The sequence below is a fragment of the Allomesorhizobium aridi genome (assembly GCF_043769475.1).
Classification (GTDB): domain Bacteria; phylum Pseudomonadota; class Alphaproteobacteria; order Rhizobiales; family Rhizobiaceae; genus Allomesorhizobium.
On sequence record NZ_CP171728.1, the window covers coordinates 172,302 to 194,554 of the forward strand.

Below are 22,253 nucleotides of genomic sequence, written 5' to 3' on the forward strand. Positions count from 1 at the left end.
CCTGTCGCCTGTAATCAGGTCCGGGACGACCAACCCTCCTTTGGGGGGCTCCTCAAGCGGATCATGGACCTTGTCATAGCGGTCACCGCGCTTGTCATGGCCGCGCCCGCGATGGTCGTGGTTGCCTTGCTGATCAGGATGACGGCAGGAGGTCCGGCGGTATTTTCCCACAGCCGCGTCGGCTTCAGCGGAAAATCGTTCGATTGCTACAAGTTCCGGTCGATGGTTGCGGATGCGGAAGAAGTCCTGAAAGCGCACCTCGAGGCCAACCCCGAAGCCGCCCGGGAGTGGGAGGAGACGCACAAGATCAGGAACGATCCCCGCGTCACCTTCCTTGGGCACATGCTGAGGAAGTCGAGCCTCGACGAGCTGCCCCAGCTTTTCAACATCATCCGCGGCGACATGAGCTGCGTGGGACCGAGGCCCATCGTCAGGGACGAACTCCAGCGCTACGGCGACCATGTCGGGGAATACCTTCGGACGAGGCCGGGACTCACCGGCCTTTGGCAGGTGACCGGGAGAAGCAGCACGGATTATGCCAGCCGCGTGGCCCTCGACAGCCATTACGTGCGGAACTGGTCGATCTGGCTCGACATCGTGATCCTGTTCAGGACCGTCTTCGCGGTGATGCGCGTCGACAGGGCGGCCTGACCTGACCCGCCCGATGTCTCAGCGGCTGCCTTCGTCCCGCTTCAGGTGGACCGACAGGGACAGGCCGACCAGATAGGCGCAGGCCAATGCGAAGGCCAGGATCAGGAACCTGGTCACGGTCACGTCGCCCGGCAGGTCCAGGCCGTTCCATGCAAAGCTTCCGATCAGCAGCAGCACTGTCGCCGCAATCAGTGCGGGAACCTTGAACTTCAGCCCCATCAGCATGCCTGCCGCCGCAACAGCGATTACACTCATGAGCACCGACATCTCCAGTGAGTTCCCCGCAGGATTGATACGCTCTGCGGCAGGGTTGGTTCCACCAGGGTTGCGGAAAATTTGTTTAACATGTGTTAACCGCAATGGTTGCGTAGCTTCTTGGCGCAACTTTGGCCGAATGGCTGTGCGCGTTGTGGCGGAAGACCCGGTCCGTCGTCCGGCAGGACGTCTGCCCATCGCCCCAATGATCTCCTGCGCGGCCCGGACTCGACGGCTAAGCCGCTCGGCAGGCAAATGCGACCGGCACTGGCGGCAAGTGCCGCAGCAGTGGGCGGCAATCAGTTGGTGCCGGGAATCCCGATCGGAGCCAGCGCTGCCCCTGTCTGGATACCTGACGCTGGCAGGGCAGCGGCTATCCCCGATCGCGGCAGCGGGATCTCGACCTTCACGGTATCCCCGGGTTCGACCGGGGTGGTCTCCTCGACCGTGAGTTCTTCCATCCCGATGCTTGTCGTCCTCACGATCTTGTAGACGGGCTTTGCCCTTTCCGACCGCTCTCTCGACGCGAGCAGCGCGGGAGCGGTGATCTCGGTCTCGTAGAGCAGCTGCACCGCGGTATCGGCTTTCCTGACGGATTCGTCGAGCTGCAGCTGCGTCTCGCGCAAGGTCTGGGCGACCTCGTTGGCGTGGCGGTTGCGAAGTTCGAGGATCGCGATGTCGGTCTTGCTCATCTCCTGCCTTGCCCGCAGGAGAGAGGTCTCGGCCGCGAGCCTGTCGCTCTGCATCTGGGCGACGGTCCGCTCAAGCGAGAGTTCCCGAGGCGCGACCGCAAGCCCTTTCTTGACGAGCGACGCCACGCCCGTGAGTTCCTCCTGGACGAGTTCGACCTGCCTGTCATGGAAGGTCAGTTGCTTTTCGAGCGATACCAGCTCCTTTTCCAGGAATTCCCTGAGTTCGCGGAGGGCGCGCAGTTGCGTCATCATCGCGTCCTTGCGGGCCGCGAAGATCGTGCGCTCCTGCTCCATCATCAGGGCAACAGTGGCGTCCTTTGCCCGGTCATTCAGTTCGGCGGGGAAAGCGATATCGTCGCTGCCAGCCAGTTCCGCCTCCAGTCTCGCCTTCTTCGCCGAAAGGCTGACATTCGTCAGCGCCAGCAGCCCGATGTCGCCGCGGCCTGAGATGACTTCGCGCTCAAGTCTCGAGATGTTTTCCTCGCGTGTCCGAAGGCCGCCCGCGATGCCCAGCGCCTGCAGGACCGTCAGCCCCGGCCTGTACGGGAACTCGCCGGGCTGTGTGACATGGCCGACTATGTAGAACGGCCTGAACTGAATGATCTCGACGGCGACGTCGGGCTGACGGCCGAGACCCATGTGCTGCATCAGGCGGTCCCCGATCGAGCGGGCAAGATCTCCGGGGGCGGTGCCCTGTGCCCGGATCTGGCCGACGAAGGGAAGGAAGAGCGTGCCGTCGGCACCGACGACAAAATCGTCGTTGAGGGCCGTCCATTCGAATATGACGTCGCGCGACGCGCGCCACTCGTAAATCTTGAGTCGGACCTTGTCCTGAGGGCCAAGGAGATACTCGCCAGCCACCGTCGGCACGGGGCAGGCGGCCGCCGCCGCGAAAGAAGCCGCCGCCGCCGTCACAAGCCATTGGCGCATTGTCTTCCCCACAGTCAGATTTTCAGGATGTATTCGGGTTCGATCCGTCCCGTGGCGACGTGCAGGATCGCGAGCATGTTGCCCCTGAGCCTGCCCCTGCGGTCCACATAGGGTTCTGGACGCAGGCTCTTGCCGAGGTTGGCGGCGATGTTCCTGAACATCAGCGGAAACGCGAACGATGCCGGGACGGAACCCTTCCTGACCAGATAGACCGCATTCGCGACCTGCGAGTACCCGAACCGCACGCCGCTCACCCGGCCCGTCTTGATGCCGAGATGCACGCCCCTGATCGCGGTCACGCAGACCACGCGACCCCTGGACCTCATTTGGCTGGTGAAGTCGATGTCCTCCTGCCAGCCGTAAAGGACAAGGCGCTCGTCGAAACGCAAATCGCCCACCATGGAGCATCGGAACGACATGTTGCATCCGTATGCGCCTACATGGTCCACCACTTCCGGCCCTTTGAACTTCCGGCCCTTGGTTTCCCGCAGGGCGGCTTCGGCGTCTTCCCAAGTCAGGCCGGCATTGGTCGCGCCGTCCCTGACCACCCGCCCCATGACGACTGCCCAGTCATGGTTCCCGGCGAAGGCATCCTCGACTTGCCGCAGGTAGTCGGCCGACGGAACAAAATCGTCGTCGAAGAAGGTGACGATGTCGAACCGGCCCAGGGCAGGTCCGAGAGCCGTGTTCCTTTGGGCGGACGATCCCCTCGGGCCGAAGGCCAACGACACCGGAAAGGGAGAACTTTCAGGCAGTTGGACATGCGTGGCATCGGGCGCTGACAATATGACTTCGTCCGGAAGCCTGGTTTGGCTGCCCAAATACCCGAGCAGGCGCGCGACCTGTCCGCTGCGGCCAAGAGTGGGGATGATCACTGCGAGTTTCATGCTCGGTCCATGTTCCTGCCTCCGCCGACCCTAGACGGGCGAGGGGACCGAAACAGCCTGCATAAAAGGAGACGGGAGGAGCCTGGCCTACCTCCGGACACAGGCTTTCGGAGTATGCCGTGGGTCTCCCGGGCGTAGGATCCACAGCCATAAGGATTAGGCAGGCATGCCCCCCTGTCCTCTTCTAGCCGATCGGCCAACTTGCTGTGTTCATGACAGGCATCGGAGACTGCTGGCTTGACAAGGCTATGGGGGAACCATGCTGCACGAACGCTCGTCCGACCTGGCCGTCGCTGCCAGGGTCAATGTCGCGATGGAGGAGCTGCCGGCAGCGCCTCAGCCCGCCGTCGACAGGTACGCCAAGATAGCGGTCGTCCACGACTGGTGCCCGAACTTCCGCGGCGGCGAACGCGTGCTCGCGCAAATCTGTAAGCAGTTCCCGAATGCCGAAGTCTTCACGCTGTTCGATTTCCTGCCCGCGGAGGTGAAGGATCAGTATTTCCGGGACGTGGAATTCCATGCGTCTGCGGCCAACCGGATTCCGATGGTGCAGAAATTCTACCGGTCCCTTTTCTTCTTCTGCCCCTTCCTGATCGAACAGTTCGACGTGACGGGCTACGACGCCGTGATCTCGTCCTCGGCCGCATTTTCGCGCGGCGTGATCACCAGGCCGGACCAGCCGCATCTGTGTTATGTGCACAGCCCCGTCCGCTACGCTTGGGACGAGCAGTTTTCGTATCTTCAACAGGGGAAACTGGGCTTTGGCCCGAAGGGAATGCTCTACCGGTACATGCTGCACCGCCTGAGGACGTGGGACACTAGGACCGCGCACGGTCCCGACCTGATGCTGGCGAACTCGAACTATGTCCGCTCGCGCATCCAGCACATTTACGGGCGCGACGCCCGCGTCGTTTATCCGCCGGTCGCTTTGGGCGAGTTGCCATGCGTGGAGGACAAGGACGACTATTATGTTTCTGCGTCCTTCCTCGCGCCTTACAAGCGCACCGACCTTGTCATCCAGGCATTCAACGAGACGCCGTCGCGGCGGCTGATCGTCGTCGGCGAAGGCCAGCAATCCGCCAGCCTGCGGGCGATGGCTGGCCCGAACGTCACCTTCTCGGGCTTCCTGCCACGGAAAGAGTACGTGGACACGCTGACGCGGGCGAAGGCGATGGTCTTTGCGGGCTGCGAAGATTTCGGCATAGCGCTGGCCGAGGCCCAGGCGTGCGGGACGCCGTTGATCGCGTTCGGCCGCGGCGGCGCGGCCGACATCGTGCAGCGTTTGGGGTCGTCCCCCGAGCCTACCGGAGTGCTGTTCAAGGCACAGACCGTCGAGCACCTCAAGGAGGCGGTCGACAGGTTCGAGGACAGCGGCGAGATGATAACGCCCCGCGCCTGCGCCCGGAACGCCAGGCGGTTTTCCGAAGAGAACTTTGACAGCGCGATCCTTGAGTCGTTCGGGGCCGTCCAGGCACTTCATGAAATCATGTGACAACGGCAGTCGAACGATCGAGATCGAATATCCAGCCGGGGCTTTTCCGCGGCGGCCACGGCCAATGCCCATTCAAGGGTTTGTGCAACGGCTTGTTGCACAAACCCTCTCGCCGCGTCGCCTCATCATGTGAGTTCGCGCACCCTGACGACGGTGGTTTCCGTGTCGATGCCGTCTGCCGCGGCCATGGCTTCGAGGTAGCGCAAGGCTGTGGCCCGCCACCTGTATGCCGAGGCTCTCGCCCGTCCCTTGCCGATCATGTGCAGCCGCAAGGCCTGGGAACCGTGCAGCTTAACGAAGCTGTCGAACCATACCCCCGGATTGTCAGGAGGAGCAAACAGGGCTGCGCTCCCGCAGACTTCGGGCAGGCTGGCGCAGGAGGACACCACCACAGGGCAACCGATGGCCATGGCTTCGACGGCCGGGAGGCCGAAGCCCTCGGTCAACGACGGGAATGCCAAGCAGAGCGAGTCCGTCAGCAGGGCGGCCAGTTCGCCGTCCGAAATGCGGCCGAGCCAGTGGATGTTCGCCGCTTCCGCACGAGACTGCCCATTGAAAACGCGGGGGTCCGCGGCACCGGCGACCGCGATCCTGAGACCTGCATCCGCAAGCCGCCCGGCCATGTCCAGGATAAATCCGACGTTCTTGTGCGGGGCAGGGCTTCCGATCATCACGATGGTATCGCGCGACGCGGCCTGTCGCGTCGTCTCCGAATGCTGGGGTTTCCACCTGAGCGCATGCTCGTGGCCGTTGGGGGCAACAAAGGCCCGTCGCGCCGGGACAATGCCGCGGCCGACAAGTTCGCCGAGCGAGTAGTCCGAAACCGTCGAAATCTTCGCTGCCGTCCTGCCGAGGCATGGCAGCAAAGTCTTGTAAAATGTTCTGAACGCGAGAGAATAGCTCTGTGGAGCGTTCCAGACATTCGCGTCATGAATGCAAAGGATGTGCTTGCGCGCAAGAAACGGCCCTGTGTTGCACAAGCTGAGCAGACCGCCGTTGCCAATGGACGAAGGGAGGTGCGTCTGCTCCCAGACATGTCCGCCTGCGCGGCCGATCTCGCGGCGCTCTATGGAAACGAGCGGCATGTCTCCGGATCCTGACGGGCACAGCAGCTCGACTTCGAGACCGCGGGCGAGCGGAACCTGTTCCGCGATCAAGGAATCGAGCGAGCGGACGACCTCCTGCGCGTAGCGCTGTACTCCAGTTGTCGGCTGGGAAAGGAAACGCCCGTTGATGGTCCAGCGCCGTACCATGTCGTCCCCCTTTGAAAACCTGCAGTTTGGGGCCGCGAAGAGGCGCGGTCACCACGGCCCTTTGGTCATCGGGGCTAACCCGGGATCATCCGGATAGACGAGGGTGAGTGGTGCCTACTTCTAACGTGTGAGGGCAAGATGCGCGGCGGGAATGCTAGTCTGTTCGCCGGGGGTTACTGCACCTGGAGGGGAAATGGCCAATCTCGAGTTCGACAGGGACGCAGGCGCGGTGCCGCGTCCAAGGGCGCTCAACGGACACGTCCACTCCGTGCTGCGTGCGCTCGGCAACGATCCCGAATACATTTTCGGCGATGCCGACCGGACCTGGGCGGACTGGGAGACGGCGCGGAGGCGCTGGACGATCAACGGAGACTTCACAACGCTCCGGCAGAGCGGATTGGCGCGCTACGCCCGCGAAGTGACCGTGGCGCTGGACGCCCTCATTTCGGAAGGGCATCCGCTGGGCCGAGACCTCGAGATCGATCTCGTGGTGCCGCGTCCGCTTTCCGAACCGCTCGGCCTCGACAACATCCCTGTCCGGGTCGTGCCCGAATTCAACAAGCCGAGGCTCCCCCAGTTCTGGGTACAGGCGCAGCTGCCGTGGCATGTTCCCGGCGGATTGCTGAGCTTCTGCAACCTCGCCCCCGTGGCCGTGAAGCGGCAGATCGCTTGCATCCACGACATGCATCCGAGGCTCATGCCGTCGAGCTACGGGCGCGGCTTCCGGTGGGCGCACCGCCTCATCCTTCCCGTGCTTGGCAGGCGGGCCGCCCGCATAACTACGGTGTCGGAACTCTCGCGGAGCCATCTGATCAAGTTCGGGATCGCGCGCGAAGAAAACATCGTCGTCACCTACAACGGCAGCGACCATGCCGAAAGATGGGATTCAGCGAGATCGTCGCTGTCCGTCGACGGGGGAGGCCGTACGTCCTGTGCCTTGGGCGGCGGGACCAGGAATACAAGAACATGGGGCTTCTGGCCAAGCTGGCTCCGCTCCTGGACGGGATGGGCCTCGACCTCTGGATGCCGGGCGACATCGACGAAGCCACCCTCCGTCGCCACGTCCCCGAAATGCCTTCCAACATCGTCCTTCTCGGCCGCATCGCCGACGACGATTTCAAGAAGGCGCTGGAAGGAGCCTTGTGCTTCCTGTTCCCGTCGCGGATCGAAGGCTTCGGGCTGCCCGCCGTCGAGGCGATGGCGTCCGGCTGTCCGGTCGTGGCATCGACGTCACCCTGCCTTCCCGAAATCTGCGGGGACCTCGGCCCTCTTCGCCGATCCCGACGACGTCCGTGCTTGGGCCGAAAATGTCCGGCTGCTGATGCTCGGCCCCGACCTCCGGGAGCGGTTGGTCGCCAAGGGCCACGCTAGGGCGAACAGCTATTCCTGGCGGGGGATCGCGGGGAAATACCTCGAACTCATGATGCAGGTGGACGCGGATTTCGGTGAATTCGGCAGCCGAAGCGGCTAGCGGAAAGTCTCCAGACACCGTGCCTGCAAAGATGCAATGTCCGCGTGGCGGTCATCACCCTTCGACCTTGGCTTCGTTCCCGCATCCCTCTATCTACCGCGCGGAATCTCCCGCGGGAGCGGCTACGCTTGATCCAGGTCAATGCGGCGGGCGGCGGGCGTGCGATTGTGGCAGAAGGCTGGAGTTAAGATCATGAGCTTCCATGATTCTCTCGTTTCCGTCGATGTGCGCACGGCATTGATGTGGCCTATGATGCGGAAATTCGGGGTCGACCGGCAGTTGAAACGCCTGGCAAATCATGCTGCGGTTACCTCTCGCGCTGTCGACTGCTGCCGTTCCTGCGGTCATCAGGAAGCTTGCGGGGAATGGCTGGCTCGCGAGGATCATCCAGACGAGCCGCCGGATTTCTGCCGCAACGCGACCTGATCGCATGCTTGCGCCGCAACACAGGCCAAAAGCTGTAACTGTGATCAAGCGTACGGGGCAGCCTGGCCGGACGTATGGGCCGCCAGAGCGCCACTCCCCGTCTCCGCTGCCAAGCCTCCGATTTTCACCACTAGCAGTCTGCGGCAGGACGTGTTCTGAAAGGAAATACCTTGGCGGCGTCTCCAAAGCCTCCGCCGCAGCGCTTCGCGATTTCCTCAGTCAGGAGGCGGCTGGCGTCGGCGGCGCAGGTATAGCCCCGCAGGCGAGCGCCGATGTACCTGGTATCGATATCGCCCGATTTGCAGTGTCCGACCACTTCACCGATGTGGAGGGTCCGGAATTCGATGCTGTATCGCGCCAGCCCCGTGGTTTTCGGGTCATCCCCATGCAGTTGTCCGGAAAAGGCACTGATGCCCCCTGCAGGGGGCACAAAGTAGTCCGGGAGGAATTCTGTCGGGTCCTCGGGCTCCGGCGTGTTGACCGGCAGCCACCAGTTGATCTGGGACGGCATCGCGGAATACCAGCTGTGGGTATGGGTGTGAATCGAAACGGTCCTGCCGGACGGATACGAGAACGACGGGTACAACGTTTTCAACAGGGGTTCGTCCGAATACAGCTCTTCGAGATCTATACCCCGCTCGTTCATGATGAGGTCAATGAGCCTCCTGCTTTCGGGATGGTCACTGAAGGCGGGTTTTACCTTCGAGAGGGCCGAATTGATTTCCAGAACCGAAAGGTGCTCGTGAACCGTGAGCGGGTCGTGAGCTGCAAACGCTTTTTTGAGCATTCCCCGGGCAAGCCCGATCAAAGCCTCAGTGTTCGGAGTGGCAGAGAACACGAAGACGCTGCCCGCGCGGATTTTCTCACGCCGCTCGCTGTCGGCCAGCATCGAATTGAAAAACAGTGCAGTCATGGCATGCCTGCCGTGAAAAGGAGGAGACTAACTCGTCAGGTCATGTCGCCGAAAGTGCCACATTGGAAGTATCGGTGAAGAGGCGCGGTGCCGGGGTGAGTCGGAAGTGACATGTATTTTTTGGCTGGAAAGAACATCTCCGGGACGTTCGGAAGGAACTAGAGGGATCCGGCAGACAGGAGCCGCAGGATTTTGCCCTTTCTCGTGATCTTGCGCCACGGGTAGACCCAGGTGAGCCTGGTTTTCACCCGTCGCCGGTGAGCGATGCCCGCGCGCATCTGGGCCTCAGGCGGTTTCGGCGTCTTCACGTCGCAGTCCATGAGCAGCAGCGCCGCCGTCCTGTAGAACCTGTTGAAATACTCGTCCCACGGCCATCCCGGCGCATTCCAGGGCTTCGGCCCGGCCGTGAAGTGCCAAATGACCGGCGAGAAGCCGTTCCTGCGCGGGTCGAGGACCATCATGTGCTCGCTCTGGTAATTGTATGTGAGCGGCAGGAACGCCACGCGGCCGCGGGCTGCGTGGTTCAGCGCGCTCTGGTCGGAGGAGCGGCAGAGTTCGGGATGTTCCGTGAGAAAGTCCAGCGCCTTCGGAACGATGCCGTTCCAAGCTTTGCGAGAGGTGTAGATCACCCCCGAATTGAAGTAGCTTTCCGCGTCGCATTCCAGCCCGTTCAGGTAGGCGACTTCGCGTTTCCAGCCCCGGCTCTTCTCGTCCATGAACAGGCGCAGCGCGTCCGGTGCCGCCATGATCTTTCCAATGGGAGGCCGAACAGCCAATAGGCTGTCCAGTTTTCCGTCGACCATCGTGTCCCCGTCGATGTAGAGGAACCTGTCGACGCCCGGTTCAAGCAACCCGTCTATCCAGAAGCGCGCCAGCGCGATCGGGGGCAGGTATCTGTCGCGGTGGAACCGGGCCGCTTCCTCGAGCTGCGGCAGGTGAGCCGCCTTTATCCTGATCTTGGTGCCTTCCACCGCTCGGTCGAACTGGCTGGTCCATCCGGGCTCGGGATTGACCACGAATACATAGACCGGAACATCAGCCTCCGTATTGCGGTCAGCCGAAAGAGCCGTCGAGAAAGTCGGGAGCAAATAGTTCTTGTCGCAAATAAGGACTATCGCAGAACCAGTTGTTTCCACATGAGCTTTTGACAATCGTATTCCTCCTGTGTGCAACCGTCATTCAGCTGGGCGAAGCGGTGCTCGCCGAAATGCCGGGAAGGTCTTGGCCATCTCGTCGAACAGGGGATGCCGGGTAACGATCAATGCCGTTGCCCACCCGCCGAACGCCAACAAACCCGCACCGAATGCCTGCCCGAACGAAAGCTCGAAGCCGGAACCTGACACAAAGATCACGGACAGCGGGCCAGCGGTGCTCGCCACGGCCACGACAACGCTTTTCCATAGCGCCGCTGCGATTTCCCCGTACCTCAGCCGCAGCCTGCGGCGGACGAAGCTGAGGGCGATGTATGCCTGGAAAGGAAAAGTCACCAGCATGCACCATACGGCCGCCTGCAGTCCGCCGAATACAACGGCTGCGGACAGGAGAATGCCGGACAGCGGGAAGACGATCAGTGCGCGGATGAACAAGTCGCGGATCGCTCCCACCGCAACCAGTACAGGGTAGTTGAGTTCAAAACTGAAGGAGAAGAGGAGCGCGATTGCGACGATTTGCACGAGCGGCGCGGCCTCTATCCACTGGTTGCCGAGTACGAATTCCACGACCGGGTACGCCAGAACCGAGAGCACGAGGAGGGCGGGCCAATGGAGCGCGGTGATGAAAGAAAGCGCGGCAAGATACGGGCGCTTCAAATCCCGGCCTTGCCTGACTTCGGCCGAGAAGGCGGGCAGCACGACCGACATGGCACCTCCGAGGACCAGTTTGTCGGGTATCTGGCCGATCAAAAGGGTCCTGCTGAACAAGGCTGCCGCATACGGTGACACGAAGCGGCCCAGCAGCAGCAGGGGCAGGGCGTCAAAGATGCGGTAAAGCATGGCGATAGCGCCGTTGTATCCACCGAACGAGATCATTCCGCGCCAATTGGACAGGGATGGCTTGAACATCCAGAAATGGGGGCGCAAGGCGAGGGCGAGACAGGCTGCAAGCCCGCTGCCGATCAACCAGGCCCAGGCAAAACTCATGTAGCTGAAGCCCATCAGGGCGAGGGAGATGGTGGTGACTGACCCGGTGACGGAACCTGCAATGCTGATGGCCGCCACCTTGCCGAACGACATCTCCCGCCTCAGCAGCGCGGTGATGGCGAAGAAGGAGGCGTCGAGGAAGAGGCAGACCGAGATTACCCGGAAATACGGAACAAGGTTCGGCTCGCCGTAGAACGAGGCCAGGAACGGGGAAGCCGATACGAGAACAGCGGCGATGATCCCGGTAAGGATGAACATCACCGTACAAGCCCCCCGGATATCTTCGCGGCTGAGTTCCTGGCGCTGGATGAGGAAACCCGAACTGGCGAACTCCCTGACGGACATGATTATCGCCAGTATGGCCATGCCGATCACCGACACCCCGATCTCTTCCGGCGTCAATATCCGGGAGACGACGGCTGCAGTGGCAAAATTCGACACGAGCAGGACGTAGCGTTCGCCCGTGCTCATCAAGAGTGCGCGTTTTACCGACATGCTTTCCCTTCTTCCCCCAAGGCGGCCAACCGCCTGTGTCCCCGACGGATAGTCCGATAAACACCGTTCCCGGTCATGCCGTCCAATAGGCTAGGGAATGACCTTCTAAAGGGGTAGCGCGGACACTCCGTTCGCTTTCTCCGGACTTCGCCACAGGGCAATTTGGTGAAGTTCTACCGTTGCCAGGCAAGGATTGACGGCACCTTCTTCCGGAATTCACGCCCGAGCGGCGCGAAGAACATTGCGGCCGGGCTGAGGCGGAGGCCATATGCCAACATTGCCGCCGCGGCCCCTGGATCGCCTTGCAGAAAACGCCGCGCCGCCAAGCGGATCGCAACCTCGGCTATCCTGAGCCTCGCGATTCCGTGAAGGCGCGCCGCCTGGGGAACATCCCGACCCTCGAGTCCGAAGAAACTGTCGAACGCGGCCATCCTTTCCTTGATCTGCGTCCGTTCGCCCGCAAAGCTGACCACAGACAGTTGCGCCGGGTGCTCGCGGCGGATGCCCAGAGCACCCTCGAACTCCACGACCGAACCCAACCGGGCAAGGCGGAGCGCCATCTCCAGATCGTCCGTGTACGGGAGGCAAGCCCGGTAGTGTCCCGCCGCCTTTTGCGCGGACGTCCTGACCAGGACGAATCAAGTGCGAGGGAAAACCCTGAATGGCGACAGCAGTCTCCGATGAACCCGGTCCCTTCCGTCACCCGCCAGCCGTCCGGTTGGACGGGCTCGGCGAAGTCTTCTCCCTCGACCTCGACCATCTTCAGGTCCGACCCCAGGGCGAAAACAGCAGCCGGATGGTTTTCGAGGGCTTCGGTGGCGCGCCGGAGCGAACCCTCCGTCAGCAAATCGTCGGCGCACAGAATCATGAAGTAGTCGCCGCGTGCGAGATCAACGCCTTCGTTGAAGGATGCATGTTGCCCGAGGTTTCTGGCGTGGCAAACCGCCCGATCCGGTCGTCGTCAGCCGCGAGGCGGCACGCGAGTTCAGCGCTGCCGTCGGTCGAGGCGTTGTCGATGATGACGACCCGGAGGCCGTCTACGCCTTGCGAAAGCACGCTGCGGACGCATTGCGAAAGGTACGGCCCGGCATTGTAGCAGGGTATGACGACGTTGATCCCGGGCATCAGTGCGGCCTCCTCGTTGTGGCTTGGTCTTCTTGTCCTCCGGCATCGCCGTCCGCATCCGGCTCTGCCTCCAGCACCGCCACCATGTTGGGGTCGAAGACGAGTTTTTGCCTGCCGAAATACAGGTTTGCCAGAATGGCTGCCATGAGACGCCTTCCCGCAACTACGGGAACCTTTCTGATTGCGTTCCCGAATCCGAGACCGAGCACCGCGATCGATTGGGGATGAACGCGGACAATCCTCAGGCCGGCACTCCTGCAAATCTGGTCCAGCTTCCCGATGCCGATCAGGGTCCGGTGCGTCATGTCGCCATTGAAAATCGGCGCTGAGAACGGGCTGTCTCCGCTGGGAAAGCGCGCGACGATCCGCCCGCCCTCCGACAGGATTTCCCTCGCGTCCTTCAGCATCTCGATCAGGTCGTGCAATTCGATGTGCTCGAACACATCGAATGCGACGACCAGATCGAACAGCTGTCCGCCTGCAATTTTGCTGATCCGCTGGCTTGACTCGAAGGCTTTGATCTTCAAGCTCAGTGCGCGCGCGACCAATTCCGGGTCCAGCTCGCTGCCCGCATAGACAAAGCCGTGCCCGTGGCAATACTTCGCGAAATTCGCGTTTCCGAAGCCGATCTCGAACACCGAAATACGCTTGTTTGTATCTATCCCGCAGCGTTCCAATTCCTTCGTGAAATACACGCGGTCTTCATCTGGAAGGATGTAGAAATTGTCCTGCTCCCAGGACTTCCAGCTTCGGTAAATGGCGAAATCGGCATCGGCCATCGCAGGTTCCCGCGTTTGTCAGTCTCGGGATACGGCCGCAGCCATACCCATGCGTGGACCTGTCAGGCAATGAAGCGCGGACGCGAAGGCACAGGCCCACGCAAGACAGCGGTCGCCTGTGCTCAAGAGAAGCGCTCGTTTGACATCCATTCCGGATTCCCGTTCCTCCGTCACGGAACGGACGGCAGGAGTTGGTTTCGGGTTTCCATCCTCCATGAAACGGCATCCACGGTCATGCCGCCCAATAGGTGAGGGAACGATCCGCCTAAAGGGGTAGCGGGAGTCCTCTGTTCACCCGTATGGGCAGATTGCTTCCCGAGGCTGCGGTTCCGACTATCCCGCATTCGATTCAAAGCCGGGTAGGAGGCCCGTTTTGCCATGTCCATCCGTTCCGCAACCGCCGCGGTCTGCCTGCTGGCAACAGCCGCGCCCGCATCCGCCGATGTCCTCTGGGGCGTCAACGGCCATCCGATAACCGCCTATCCGGGCATCCCCGTCGAAAGGCAGCTCGATTACGTCAAGGACCTCGGCATGAAGTCGTACCGGGTCAACGTCACGGGAGAGGACAACGCAGACATCCTCGCCGACCTTGTCGATGCCGGAAAGGTGAGGGGTATAGACATCCTGCCCGTCATCACGCCCGAGGCAGCGGACCTGGAAAACGACAGCCCGGACGAACTGTACGAGAAGACCCGGAAACTGGCGGTCACGCTCGGCACCAGGTTCAAGGACGACATCCGTGTCTGGGAACTCGGCAACGAGATGGAAAACCACGCCATCATCAAAGCCTGCGAGAAACGCGACGACGGCACCCAATATCCCTGTGAATGGGGACCTGCGGCAGGAACGACAGCGCTCGACTACTACGGCCCGCGCTGGGTCAAGGTGAGCGCCGTCCTCAAGGGGCTGTCCGACGGAATGACAGAGGCCGATCCCACGATCCGCAAGGCAATCGGAGCGGCCGGATGGGGCCACACGGGCGCGTTCGCGCGGATGAAGCAGGACGACATCGCCTGGGACATCTCGGTCTGGCACATGTACGGCGAGGATCCCGAATGGGCATTCAGGGAAATATCGGGCTACGGCAAGCCGATCTGGGTCACCGAATTCAACAATCCGAACGGAAGCGAGCGCAGCGAGCGCCAGCAGGCCGACGGCATCAAGCAAGCCATGGCGCGGCTCCACGAACTCAAGGACAAATACAGGGTCGAGGCCGGACACATCTACGAACTGTTCGACGAGACCTACTGGGCTCCCAGCTTCGAAGCCCACATGGGGCTGGCAAGGATTGCCCCCGACCCGGCGAACGAAGGCAAATGGCTGGCCGGGGAACCGAAGCCAGCCTACAAGACGGTTCGCGACTTCGCCCGCGGCCCGCGGCCGTTGCCCAAGCCGCAGCGGGACTGCGACACCGAGACCACGGCGGCCGAAGAAGCCTTGCCCGTGCGCCAGGCGAGCTTCGCCTTCTGTCTCATACTTGGGCGCGAGGGCGACGCCGCCAGCGTGGAGCAGTGGGCGTCCGCCTTGGAAAGCGGGGAGACCAAGCTCGCCGACATGATCATTGAATTGATGCGCTCGGCAAATTTCGAGAGCAAGTATGCCACGATCGGCCTGACCGACCGCGCCTACATCAAGTTCCTCTACCACCTGCTTCTGGACCGTGATGCGGACGATTGGGGCATGGAAACCTATGCCAAACAGATGCGCGCGGGGACCATGACACGGGAGGCTGTGGCCTTCGGCATCGTCGATTCAACTGAGTTCAAAGACAAGTACGCCGCCACCCGCGAAGCCTCGGCGGGGTGAGCCAAAGCGGTCCGGAGGGGTATCATGTCAATGCGCCCCGCGCGACTTCTCTTGGCCGCCGGCCTTTTGGCGGCCATGTCCACGGGAAGCTTGGCCTGCAAAAGCGTTGGCGGGGCGAAGTTTCCGCTGCGGGTCGAATCCGGAAAACACTATCCGACCGACAGGGAAGGCCATCCGTTCTTCCTGCACGGCGACACTGCCTGGTCGCTGATCGCCGACCTCAAGGAAGAGGAGGCGCACCTCTACCTGGAGGACCGCAAGGCTCGCGGTTTCAACACGGTGCTGGTCAGTCTCCTCGAGCATCGTTTCTCCCGAAACGCCCCTGCAAACGCATACGGCGACAAGCCGTTCGCCGACAACGGAGATTTCGTTGTTCCGAACGAGGCGTATTTCGTCCATGCCGACCGCATCCTGCACAAGGCATGCGAGCTTGGTCTTCTGGTGCTGCTCACCCCGGCATATCTCGGATATGGCGGTGGAGATGAAGGCTGGTACCGGGAAATGGCCGCGGCAGGGCCAGAGACGCTCGGCGCTTACGGCCGCTTTGTCGGACTGCGATATCGGCACCTCGACAACATCATGTGGGTCAACGGCGGCGATTACGATCCCGCGGACAAGGACCTCGTCAGCGCTGTCGCCAACGGCATCATGGAAGAGGACCCAAATGCCCTTGCCACAGTCCACGGCGCTCCCGAAACGGCAACGCTGGAGTTCTGGGGCTACGAACCCTGGCTGCAGGTGAACAACGTCTACACCTACGGCCCCGTCCATGCGGCCGCGATCCGGGAGCACAAGATCGGCAGGGGAATGCCCTTCTTCCTGATGGAGAGCGCCTACGAGTTCGAACACGGTGCCGACGAGCACCGGATCCGCATCCAGGCCTACCACGCAATCCTCTCGGGCGCGTTCGGGCACCTCTACGGAAACAACCCGATGTGGCATTTCGGCGGCCCCGGCGTCCACCAGCAGACGATGGAGTGGAAGGAAGCCCTCGACAGTCCCGGCGCAAGAAGCATGGAGGTGCTCCTCGATTTCGTCTCGTCAGTCAAATGGTGGCTGCTCGAACCCGACAGCAAGAACAAGCTTTTGATCGACGGGATAGGCGCGGACATGGGCAGGGCGGTCGCCGCGACCGCCAAGGACGGATCCTATGCCGTGATCTACATGCCGGGCAACAAGTGGGTCACGGTCGACCTTGCGCAGCTTTCGGCGTCTTCTGTCCAGGCGCGCTGGCGCGATCCCACGAGCGGGGAGGTGACCGTAGTCGACGGGTCGCCATTCGCCGCGCAGGTACAAAGTTTCAAACCGCCACGGAACAACGGCCGGGGGACCCGGACTGGATACTGGAACTAGTCCCAAAAGACCTGACGGAGCAGAGCCAATGAGCGCCGTGCACGAACTGCGTGTCAGCCACGGGAAATCGGGGCCGCCGCCAAGGCCCCGAAGCAAGGTCGCCGCAACCACCCGAGGCAGGGAAGAGTGCATTGCCCTCTTCGGCCTGTTCGGCTGCGGCAACCTTGGCAATGACGGCTCGCTCGAATCCATGCTTTCGTTCCTCAAGGAGAAGCGTCCCGATGCGCGGGTCTTCTGCATCTGCAAGATGCCCGATGTCGTGACGGAAGACTTTGGGATCGAGACAGTCCCGATCCGGCTCCCGAAAACGAAAAATGTCGCACGCCTTCTCGACCGCATTTTCCTGAAAGTCCCCGGCAAGGCCATGGATTTCATCCACGCAATCCGGCACCTGCGCAAGGCGGGCGTCATGGTCGTGCCCGGAACCGGAATCCTGGACGATTTCGGAGAGGCCCCGAAGGGGGTGCCTTTCGACATTTTCGCATGGTGCCTGGCGGCGCGGCTCGCGGGGACGCGGATCGCGTTCGTCAGCATAGGTGCCGGGCCTATCAGACGCCGTCTCAGCCGATGGCTGATGACGAGTGCGGCCCGCATGGCCGACTACAGGAGCTACAGGGACACTGGCTCGATGGATTTCATGGAGAGCGTCGGCTTCGACACCAGCGGGGACTCGATCTATCCCGATCTCGCCTTCAAGCTGCCTGTCCCGCTATTGGCCGACGCGGAACGTTCCCGCCAGGTCACTGTCGGCGTCGGCGTGATGAACTACCGCGGCTGGTACGGATTCGAGGAGCGCGGACAAGGGGTCTTCGAAGGCTATGTCGCCAAGATGGCCCAGTTCGTCGCCCACCTGCTGGCCAACGGCTACAATGTCCGTTTGCTCACCGGCGACGACGACGATGCGCCTGCCGTCGAGGCGGTCATGGCCGCACTCGGCGAAAGCCACAAGCAAAGGCTTTCCTACGAACCCGTCCGTCACCTGCACGACGTGATCAGCCAGGTCTCCCGGACAGACCTCGTCGTGGCGACCCGCTTCCACAACGTGGTCGCGGCCCTGATGGCGGAAAAACCCGTGATTTCCCTGAGCTATGCACCCAAAAACGACCTGTTGCTGGAAAGGATGGGCCTTGGCGGCTACTGCCAGCACGTCGACAGTTTCGATGTTGGTCTTCTGCTCGAGCAGTTCTCGCGATTGGCGGAGAACCGGGAAGAACATTCCCGCACAATCAGTTGCCGGGTGGGCAAATTCAGGAAGAGCCTCGAACTCCAGGGGGAATTCCTGCTTTCGACGGTCCTCCGAAAGGATTAGGGGCCACACGCCCGAAAGCGGTAGCGCATGCCAAAGGCTTCGTCCAACGGGGCATCCTGATCGCCAATTGGCGTTCTCGCCCACCCCTTCCGGCCCAAGTAGCCTCTGCGCGATCAAACCGCTTGAGAAGAGGTGCGCGATGAAAGTTCTGGTGACGGGCCATCAAGGCTATATCGGTTCGGTGATGGTGCCGATGCTGCTCCGCGCGGGGCATTCGGTGACAGGCTACGACAGCGATCTCTACCGCCGCTGCAGCTTCGAGGCGGGCGGAGACCAGGCTTCCGTCCCATCCATCCTGAAGGATGTCAGGGACGTGCGGCCGCAGGACCTCGAAGGATTCGATGCCGTCATCCACCTGGCCGCACTTTCCAACGATCCGCTGTCCGACCTCGATCCCGACGTCACCTACGAGATAAACCACAAGGGGAGCGTCCGCCTCGCCACGGCCGCGAAGGAGGCAGGCGTGTCGCGCTTCCTGCTCGCGTCGTCGTGCAGCAATTACGGGCAAGCTGGCGACGGGATCGTCGACGAAACGGGCGAGTTGAACCCCGTTACGGCCTATGGCTGGTCCAAGGTCCTTTCGGAAAGGGACATTTCCGAGCTGGCCGACAGCAGTTTCTCCCCCGTCTACTTCCGGCCCGCTACAGCCTACGGCCTGTCGCCGCGGCTCCGCTTCGACATCGTGCTGAACAACCTCGTCGCCTGGGCTGTCACCAAGGGGGTGATCCTCCTGAAATCGGACGGTACGCCGTGGCGGCCGATCGTCCACATCGAGGACATTTCCAGGGCGTTCATCGCCGGGCTGGAAGCGCCGCGGGACGCCGTCCACAACGAAGCCTTCAACGTGGGGCGGACGGACCACAACTACAGAATCCGCGAGATCGCCGAGATCGTCGCCGAAGTCGTGCCGGGCTGTCGGCTCGAATTCGCGTCCGACGCCGGGCCGGACAAGCGCTCCTACCGCGTCAGCTTCGACAAGATCGCGCTCGCCCTCCCCGCCTTCAAGCCGCAATGGGACGCACGCAAGGGTGCCGAGCAGCTCTATGAAGCCTACAGGACGTCGAACGTGACGCTCGAAGAGTTCGAGGGACCGCGGTTCCAGCGCATCGGCCACATCAGGCATCTTCTCGCCAACGGGCTTCTGGACGACCGGTTGAGGGTTGTGGAGCCTGCGGGGCCTCTGGTAGCCGCGGCGGAGTGACCCGCGATGGAGCACGTGAAGCCGGACGGCCTTGAACAGTCGCCTCCCACGGGTGTCGGCGACGAAATCCATGCCTTGGCCGCACGGCTGTTTCCGGTCTGCAGGAGCATCACGGGAGAGGGCGTGCGGCGGACGCTGGATGTGCTGTCCGATCACGTTGCCCTCGAGCGGCACGAGGTGCCCTCGGGGACGCGGGTGTTGGACTGGACCGTCCCGCAGGAATGGAACATCCGGTCGGCCATCATCACGGGGCCGGACGGGAAAACAGTCGTGGATTTTGCCGACTGCAATCTTCACGTCGTCAACTACAGCGTACCATTCAAGGGAATCCTGCCGCTCGACAAGTTGAGACCACACATCCACACGTTGCCGGTGCAGCCGGATTTGATCCCTTACCGCACGTCCTATTACGCTCCGGCATGGGGCTTCTGCATGGCCTACGAACGGGTATCCGAATTGCCCGACGGCCTCTACCGGGTGGAGATCGACTCCGAACTCAAGGACGGCAGCTTGACCTACGGCGAATACCTGCACCGCGGAAAGACGGAACGGGAATTCCTCCTGTCGGCGCACATCTGCCATCCGTCGCTGGCCAACGACAATTGCTCCGGCCTCGCCCTGTTGGCGACCCTTGCGAAGCACCTGGCCGGGAGGGAAACGCGATACAGCTACCGCTTTCTCTTCGCTCCGGGCACGATCGGCGCGATCACGTGGCTGGCCCGGAACGAGGACCGGACACATCTCATCGACCACGGACTGGTGCTCTCCTGCGTGGGGGACGCGGGACGCCCTTCATACAAGCGCAGCCGCCGCGGCGACGCCTTCATCGACCGCGCCATGGCCCACGTGCTCGGGCATGAAGCCGGGGCGAAATTGATGGATTTCTCTCCTTACGGCTATGACGAACGGCAATATTGCTCGCCGGGCTTCAACCTTCCCGTCGGCATGTTCCAGCGGAGCGTCTACGGCACCTTTCCCGAATACCATACGTCGGCCGACAATCTCGACTTCATCGATCCCGAGCACCTGGCGGACTCCTTCCGCATCCTGACGGACGTGATCGATATCGTCGAAGGGGACTGGACGCCTCTGAACCTCTTCCCGAAATGCGAACCGCAACTCGGCAGGCGTGGGCTCTACGCTGCGCTCGGAGGGCAAAAGTCCCAGGAGGCGACCTCAATGTCGCTGCTATGGGTTCTGAACCTTGCCGACGGGAAGCATTCATTGCTCTCGATCGCGGAGCGCTCGGGACTGCCGTTCAGGGAAGTGGCCGCCGCCGCCGTCATGCTGTCGGATCACGGCCTCTTGGGCGAGGCGGGCTAAGACGATCCTGGATTGCCGCGAACACAGTCCAGGCAACCTTTTCGTCTACAATCCCGACTACCGCCTGCGCTTGGTAACGACCGCTGGCTGGGGAATGACGGCCGAAGGGAAAGCAATGTCTTCAACGTTTGTGGCGAAGAATGCCGCCGGCTACGAGCCACTCATGGGGCGATGGAGTCGCCGCCTCGCCCAGCCATTCCTTGACTTCTCCGACTTGCGGAACTGCAAGCGCATCCTTGACGTGGGATGCGGCACCGGGAGCCTCTCCAAGGCCATCTGCTGAAGCGCTCAGGAACGTGAATGGGTGGAAAGTTGCCTGCTCTGACCTCGGACTTCAGCGGGAGACCGGGTGAAACCTCGGGAAGGGTGCGGATGAACCGTGGGGTGTCCGTCAAAGTGCATAATTCCCTTTAAAGATGGTACTCCGAGACAAGTTCCCGAACGCCACGCTAAAGACATCACTCGACCCGGTTTGCATAGAATCGGGATCTGGAAATACGGTGCTAAGGGAGGCATTGTCATGAGAGCAAAAATCAAAAAAGAAGCGCGGCGCGCAAGATCATTCTTGACGGTTTCCGTAATAATGAACTTCAGAAGGATATTGCGCCCACGAGCGGGACGATTACTACCAGTTGATGGTAGCCGGAAAGTACCGCGCTCACGAGTGCGTGATTATCCTTGGACTCTTTGAACCGGAATCAAAAAGACCGCAGTGATCTCATGCACTTGTTGCGCTTGAACGCGTCGCTGTCTTTCGGCAGGACCTACGCTTGACTTTGTCGACCGGAGTTCAGCCGTTGTCCAATGGCCAAGCAGTTCGGCCATGGGATTTGGATCTCGAAGGAGTTTTAAATACAGGAGACTTGGCCTTGTCGAAGCGGACAAGGCCAAGAGAGAAAGCGGCAAGTTGACTGTGACGGGCGGCAGCGAACGCTAGTGGACAAGCTTCCTGGTCAGAGGCCACATTCTGTCCCTTTCCGACACCGCGGTCGGCATCAAAGGCCAATTTATCGAAAAGACAGGGTCGTTGTAGCGGACGCCTTTCGAGGCGTGGGGCGTATAGAACTGCGAAATGAGGTACGAGACCTCTGCGTCGCCCGTCAGCGTCTGGAACCCGTGGGCGAAGCCTGCGGGGATGTAGACCTGCTTCATGTTTCCGGGCGTCAGCTCGAAGCCCAGCCAGCGATTGCGGGTCGGCGAGTTGGGGCGCAGGTCCACAACGACATCGAAGATTGCGCCCCGGGCACAGGAAACGAGTTTCACCTCGGTATACGGCTCCTCCTGGAAATGCAGTCCCCGCAGGGTTCCCTTCCTGACGGAATGCGACCGGCTGTGCTGGACGAAGCGTGTCGCCAGCCCGCAGTCGGCCATTTCCTTTTCGCAAAAGACGCGCGTGAAGGAACCGCGGTCGTCAATCACCGGCGTCGGCTCGATCAGCCACACACCCTTCAGTTCCGTTTCGGTAAACTGCATGTCGCCCTCAACCCCCGGTGGCCGGGCAAGGACCGGCAGCCCGAGTGTCGGGCAACATCAGCCGGAACAGGAAGAGCTACCTAAGCCTTAGGTGGCTTCTCCGATAGCGGTATGCCGCGCAGATTCATTACCCCGTTCGGCGGTTTCGGAGGGGTCACTGCCCGCGCCCGTTTCACTATAAGGATTAACGTGCGCACCGGATTGGGAAATCGAATCCCAGTCGCCGCCGTCCTAACTTGCCCCTGTCGAAAAAGACGCACTCTCTCGGAGGCGCGGCAGCC

19 protein-coding genes and 1 pseudogene are annotated in these 22,253 nt (G+C 61.9%); 9 read left to right on the forward strand and 11 right to left on the reverse strand.

Features of this window, described 5'->3' with window-relative positions; all coding sequences use genetic code 11:
• Nucleotides 1-63: 63 nt before the first annotated feature.
• The gene (locus tag ACG873_RS00775) at nt 64-651 is read left to right on the forward strand and encodes a sugar transferase (RefSeq protein ID WP_394886086.1); all 588 of its coding nucleotides are present in this window, start codon (nt 64-66) and stop codon (nt 649-651) included.
• An 18-nt stretch (nt 652-669) separates the two neighbouring features.
• Here ACG873_RS00775 and ACG873_RS00780 read toward each other — a convergent pair whose 3' ends face one another.
• The 3 genes from ACG873_RS00780 to ACG873_RS00790 form a co-directional block, all read right to left on the reverse strand.
• Nucleotides 670-906 (reverse strand): hypothetical protein, encoded by a 237-nt coding sequence (locus ACG873_RS00780; RefSeq protein WP_394886088.1) that lies wholly within the window; start codon nt 904-906, stop codon nt 670-672.
• A gap of 299 nt (nt 907-1,205) precedes the next feature.
• Nucleotides 1,206-2,528: a polysaccharide biosynthesis/export family protein gene (locus ACG873_RS00785; protein WP_394886090.1), complete on the reverse strand. Its 1,323-nt coding sequence runs from the start codon at nt 2,526-2,528 to the stop codon at nt 1,206-1,208.
• Nucleotides 2,529-2,542: 14 nt separating this feature from the next.
• Complete coding sequence (locus ACG873_RS00790) at nt 2,543-3,415, reverse strand: glycosyltransferase family 2 protein (RefSeq protein WP_394886092.1); 873 nt, start codon at nt 3,413-3,415, stop codon at nt 2,543-2,545.
• 259 nt (nt 3,416-3,674) lie between these two features.
• Between ACG873_RS00790 and ACG873_RS00795 the strand changes: the two genes are divergently transcribed.
• Entirely contained in the window at nt 3,675-4,907 is a 1,233-nt protein-coding gene (locus ACG873_RS00795; protein ID WP_394886094.1) for a glycosyltransferase, read from the forward strand.
• Between the two features lie 125 nt (nt 4,908-5,032).
• Here ACG873_RS00795 and ACG873_RS00800 read toward each other — a convergent pair whose 3' ends face one another.
• Nucleotides 5,033-6,160, reverse strand: coding sequence for a glycosyltransferase family 4 protein (locus ACG873_RS00800; RefSeq protein ID WP_394886096.1), 1,128 nt, complete (start codon nt 6,158-6,160; stop codon nt 5,033-5,035).
• 138 nt (nt 6,161-6,298) lie between these two features.
• On the opposite strand from ACG873_RS00800, the gene ACG873_RS00805 reads away from it, so the two are divergent.
• Together ACG873_RS00805 and ACG873_RS00810 are read left to right on the forward strand one after the other, a co-directional pair.
• The gene (locus ACG873_RS00805; protein ID WP_394886129.1) at nt 6,299-7,531 is read left to right on the forward strand and encodes a glycosyltransferase; all 1,233 of its coding nucleotides are present in this window, start codon (nt 6,299-6,301) and stop codon (nt 7,529-7,531) included.
• 352 nt (nt 7,532-7,883) lie between these two features.
• Entirely contained in the window at nt 7,884-8,057 is a 174-nt protein-coding gene (locus tag ACG873_RS00810) for a DUF6455 family protein (RefSeq protein ID WP_394886131.1), read from the forward strand.
• Nucleotides 8,058-8,187: 130 nt separating this feature from the next.
• Here ACG873_RS00810 and ACG873_RS00815 read toward each other — a convergent pair whose 3' ends face one another.
• The 6 genes and pseudogenes from ACG873_RS00815 to ACG873_RS00840 all read right to left on the reverse strand — a co-directional run bounded on the left by ACG873_RS00815 (nt 8,188) and on the right by ACG873_RS00840 (nt 13,507).
• Nucleotides 8,188-8,970 carry a hypothetical protein gene (locus ACG873_RS00815; protein WP_394886097.1) on the reverse strand — a complete coding sequence of 261 codons (783 nt, stop codon included), beginning with the start codon at nt 8,968-8,970 and terminating at the stop codon, nt 8,188-8,190.
• A 158-nt stretch (nt 8,971-9,128) separates the two neighbouring features.
• Entirely contained in the window at nt 9,129-10,106 is a 978-nt protein-coding gene (locus ACG873_RS00820; RefSeq protein ID WP_394886133.1) for a glycosyltransferase family 8 protein, read from the reverse strand.
• 39 nt (nt 10,107-10,145) lie between these two features.
• Nucleotides 10,146-11,603 carry an oligosaccharide flippase family protein gene (locus ACG873_RS00825; RefSeq protein ID WP_394886099.1) on the reverse strand — a complete coding sequence of 486 codons (1,458 nt, stop codon included), beginning with the start codon at nt 11,601-11,603 and terminating at the stop codon, nt 10,146-10,148.
• A 173-nt stretch (nt 11,604-11,776) separates the two neighbouring features.
• Nucleotides 11,777-12,163, reverse strand: coding sequence for a hypothetical protein (locus ACG873_RS00830; RefSeq protein ID WP_394886162.1), 387 nt, complete (start codon nt 12,161-12,163; stop codon nt 11,777-11,779).
• Between the two features lie 272 nt (nt 12,164-12,435).
• Nucleotides 12,436-12,728, reverse strand: a pseudogene (locus ACG873_RS00835) (glycosyltransferase family 2 protein); the annotation flags it as partial.
• Nucleotides 12,728-13,507, reverse strand: coding sequence for a class I SAM-dependent methyltransferase (locus tag ACG873_RS00840; RefSeq protein ID WP_394886101.1), 780 nt, complete (start codon nt 13,505-13,507; stop codon nt 12,728-12,730). The gene ACG873_RS00840 and the pseudogene ACG873_RS00835, both read right to left, overlap by 1 nt.
• 378 nt (nt 13,508-13,885) lie before the next feature.
• Between ACG873_RS00840 and ACG873_RS00845 the strand changes: the two genes are divergently transcribed.
• From ACG873_RS00845 to ACG873_RS00865, 5 genes are all read left to right on the forward strand, one after another.
• The gene (locus tag ACG873_RS00845; protein WP_394886103.1) at nt 13,886-15,313 is read left to right on the forward strand and encodes a DUF4214 domain-containing protein; all 1,428 of its coding nucleotides are present in this window, start codon (nt 13,886-13,888) and stop codon (nt 15,311-15,313) included.
• A gap of 24 nt (nt 15,314-15,337) precedes the next feature.
• Nucleotides 15,338-16,666, forward strand: coding sequence for a DUF4038 domain-containing protein (locus ACG873_RS00850; protein WP_394886105.1), 1,329 nt, complete (start codon nt 15,338-15,340; stop codon nt 16,664-16,666).
• Between the two features lie 28 nt (nt 16,667-16,694).
• The gene (locus tag ACG873_RS00855; protein WP_394886107.1) at nt 16,695-17,975 is read left to right on the forward strand and encodes a polysaccharide pyruvyl transferase family protein; all 1,281 of its coding nucleotides are present in this window, start codon (nt 16,695-16,697) and stop codon (nt 17,973-17,975) included.
• A gap of 139 nt (nt 17,976-18,114) precedes the next feature.
• The gene (locus ACG873_RS00860) at nt 18,115-19,176 is read left to right on the forward strand and encodes an NAD-dependent epimerase/dehydratase family protein (RefSeq protein WP_394886109.1); all 1,062 of its coding nucleotides are present in this window, start codon (nt 18,115-18,117) and stop codon (nt 19,174-19,176) included.
• A 6-nt stretch (nt 19,177-19,182) separates the two neighbouring features.
• Nucleotides 19,183-20,499, forward strand: a complete 1,317-nt coding sequence (locus tag ACG873_RS00865; RefSeq protein WP_394886111.1) for a DUF4910 domain-containing protein — start codon at nt 19,183-19,185, stop codon at nt 20,497-20,499.
• Between the two features lie 933 nt (nt 20,500-21,432).
• On the opposite strand, the gene rfbC is transcribed toward ACG873_RS00865, so the two are convergent.
• Nucleotides 21,433-21,972, reverse strand: coding sequence for a dTDP-4-dehydrorhamnose 3,5-epimerase (gene rfbC / locus ACG873_RS00870; RefSeq protein ID WP_394886113.1), 540 nt, complete (start codon nt 21,970-21,972; stop codon nt 21,433-21,435).
• Nucleotides 21,973-22,253: the final 281 nt, after the last annotated feature.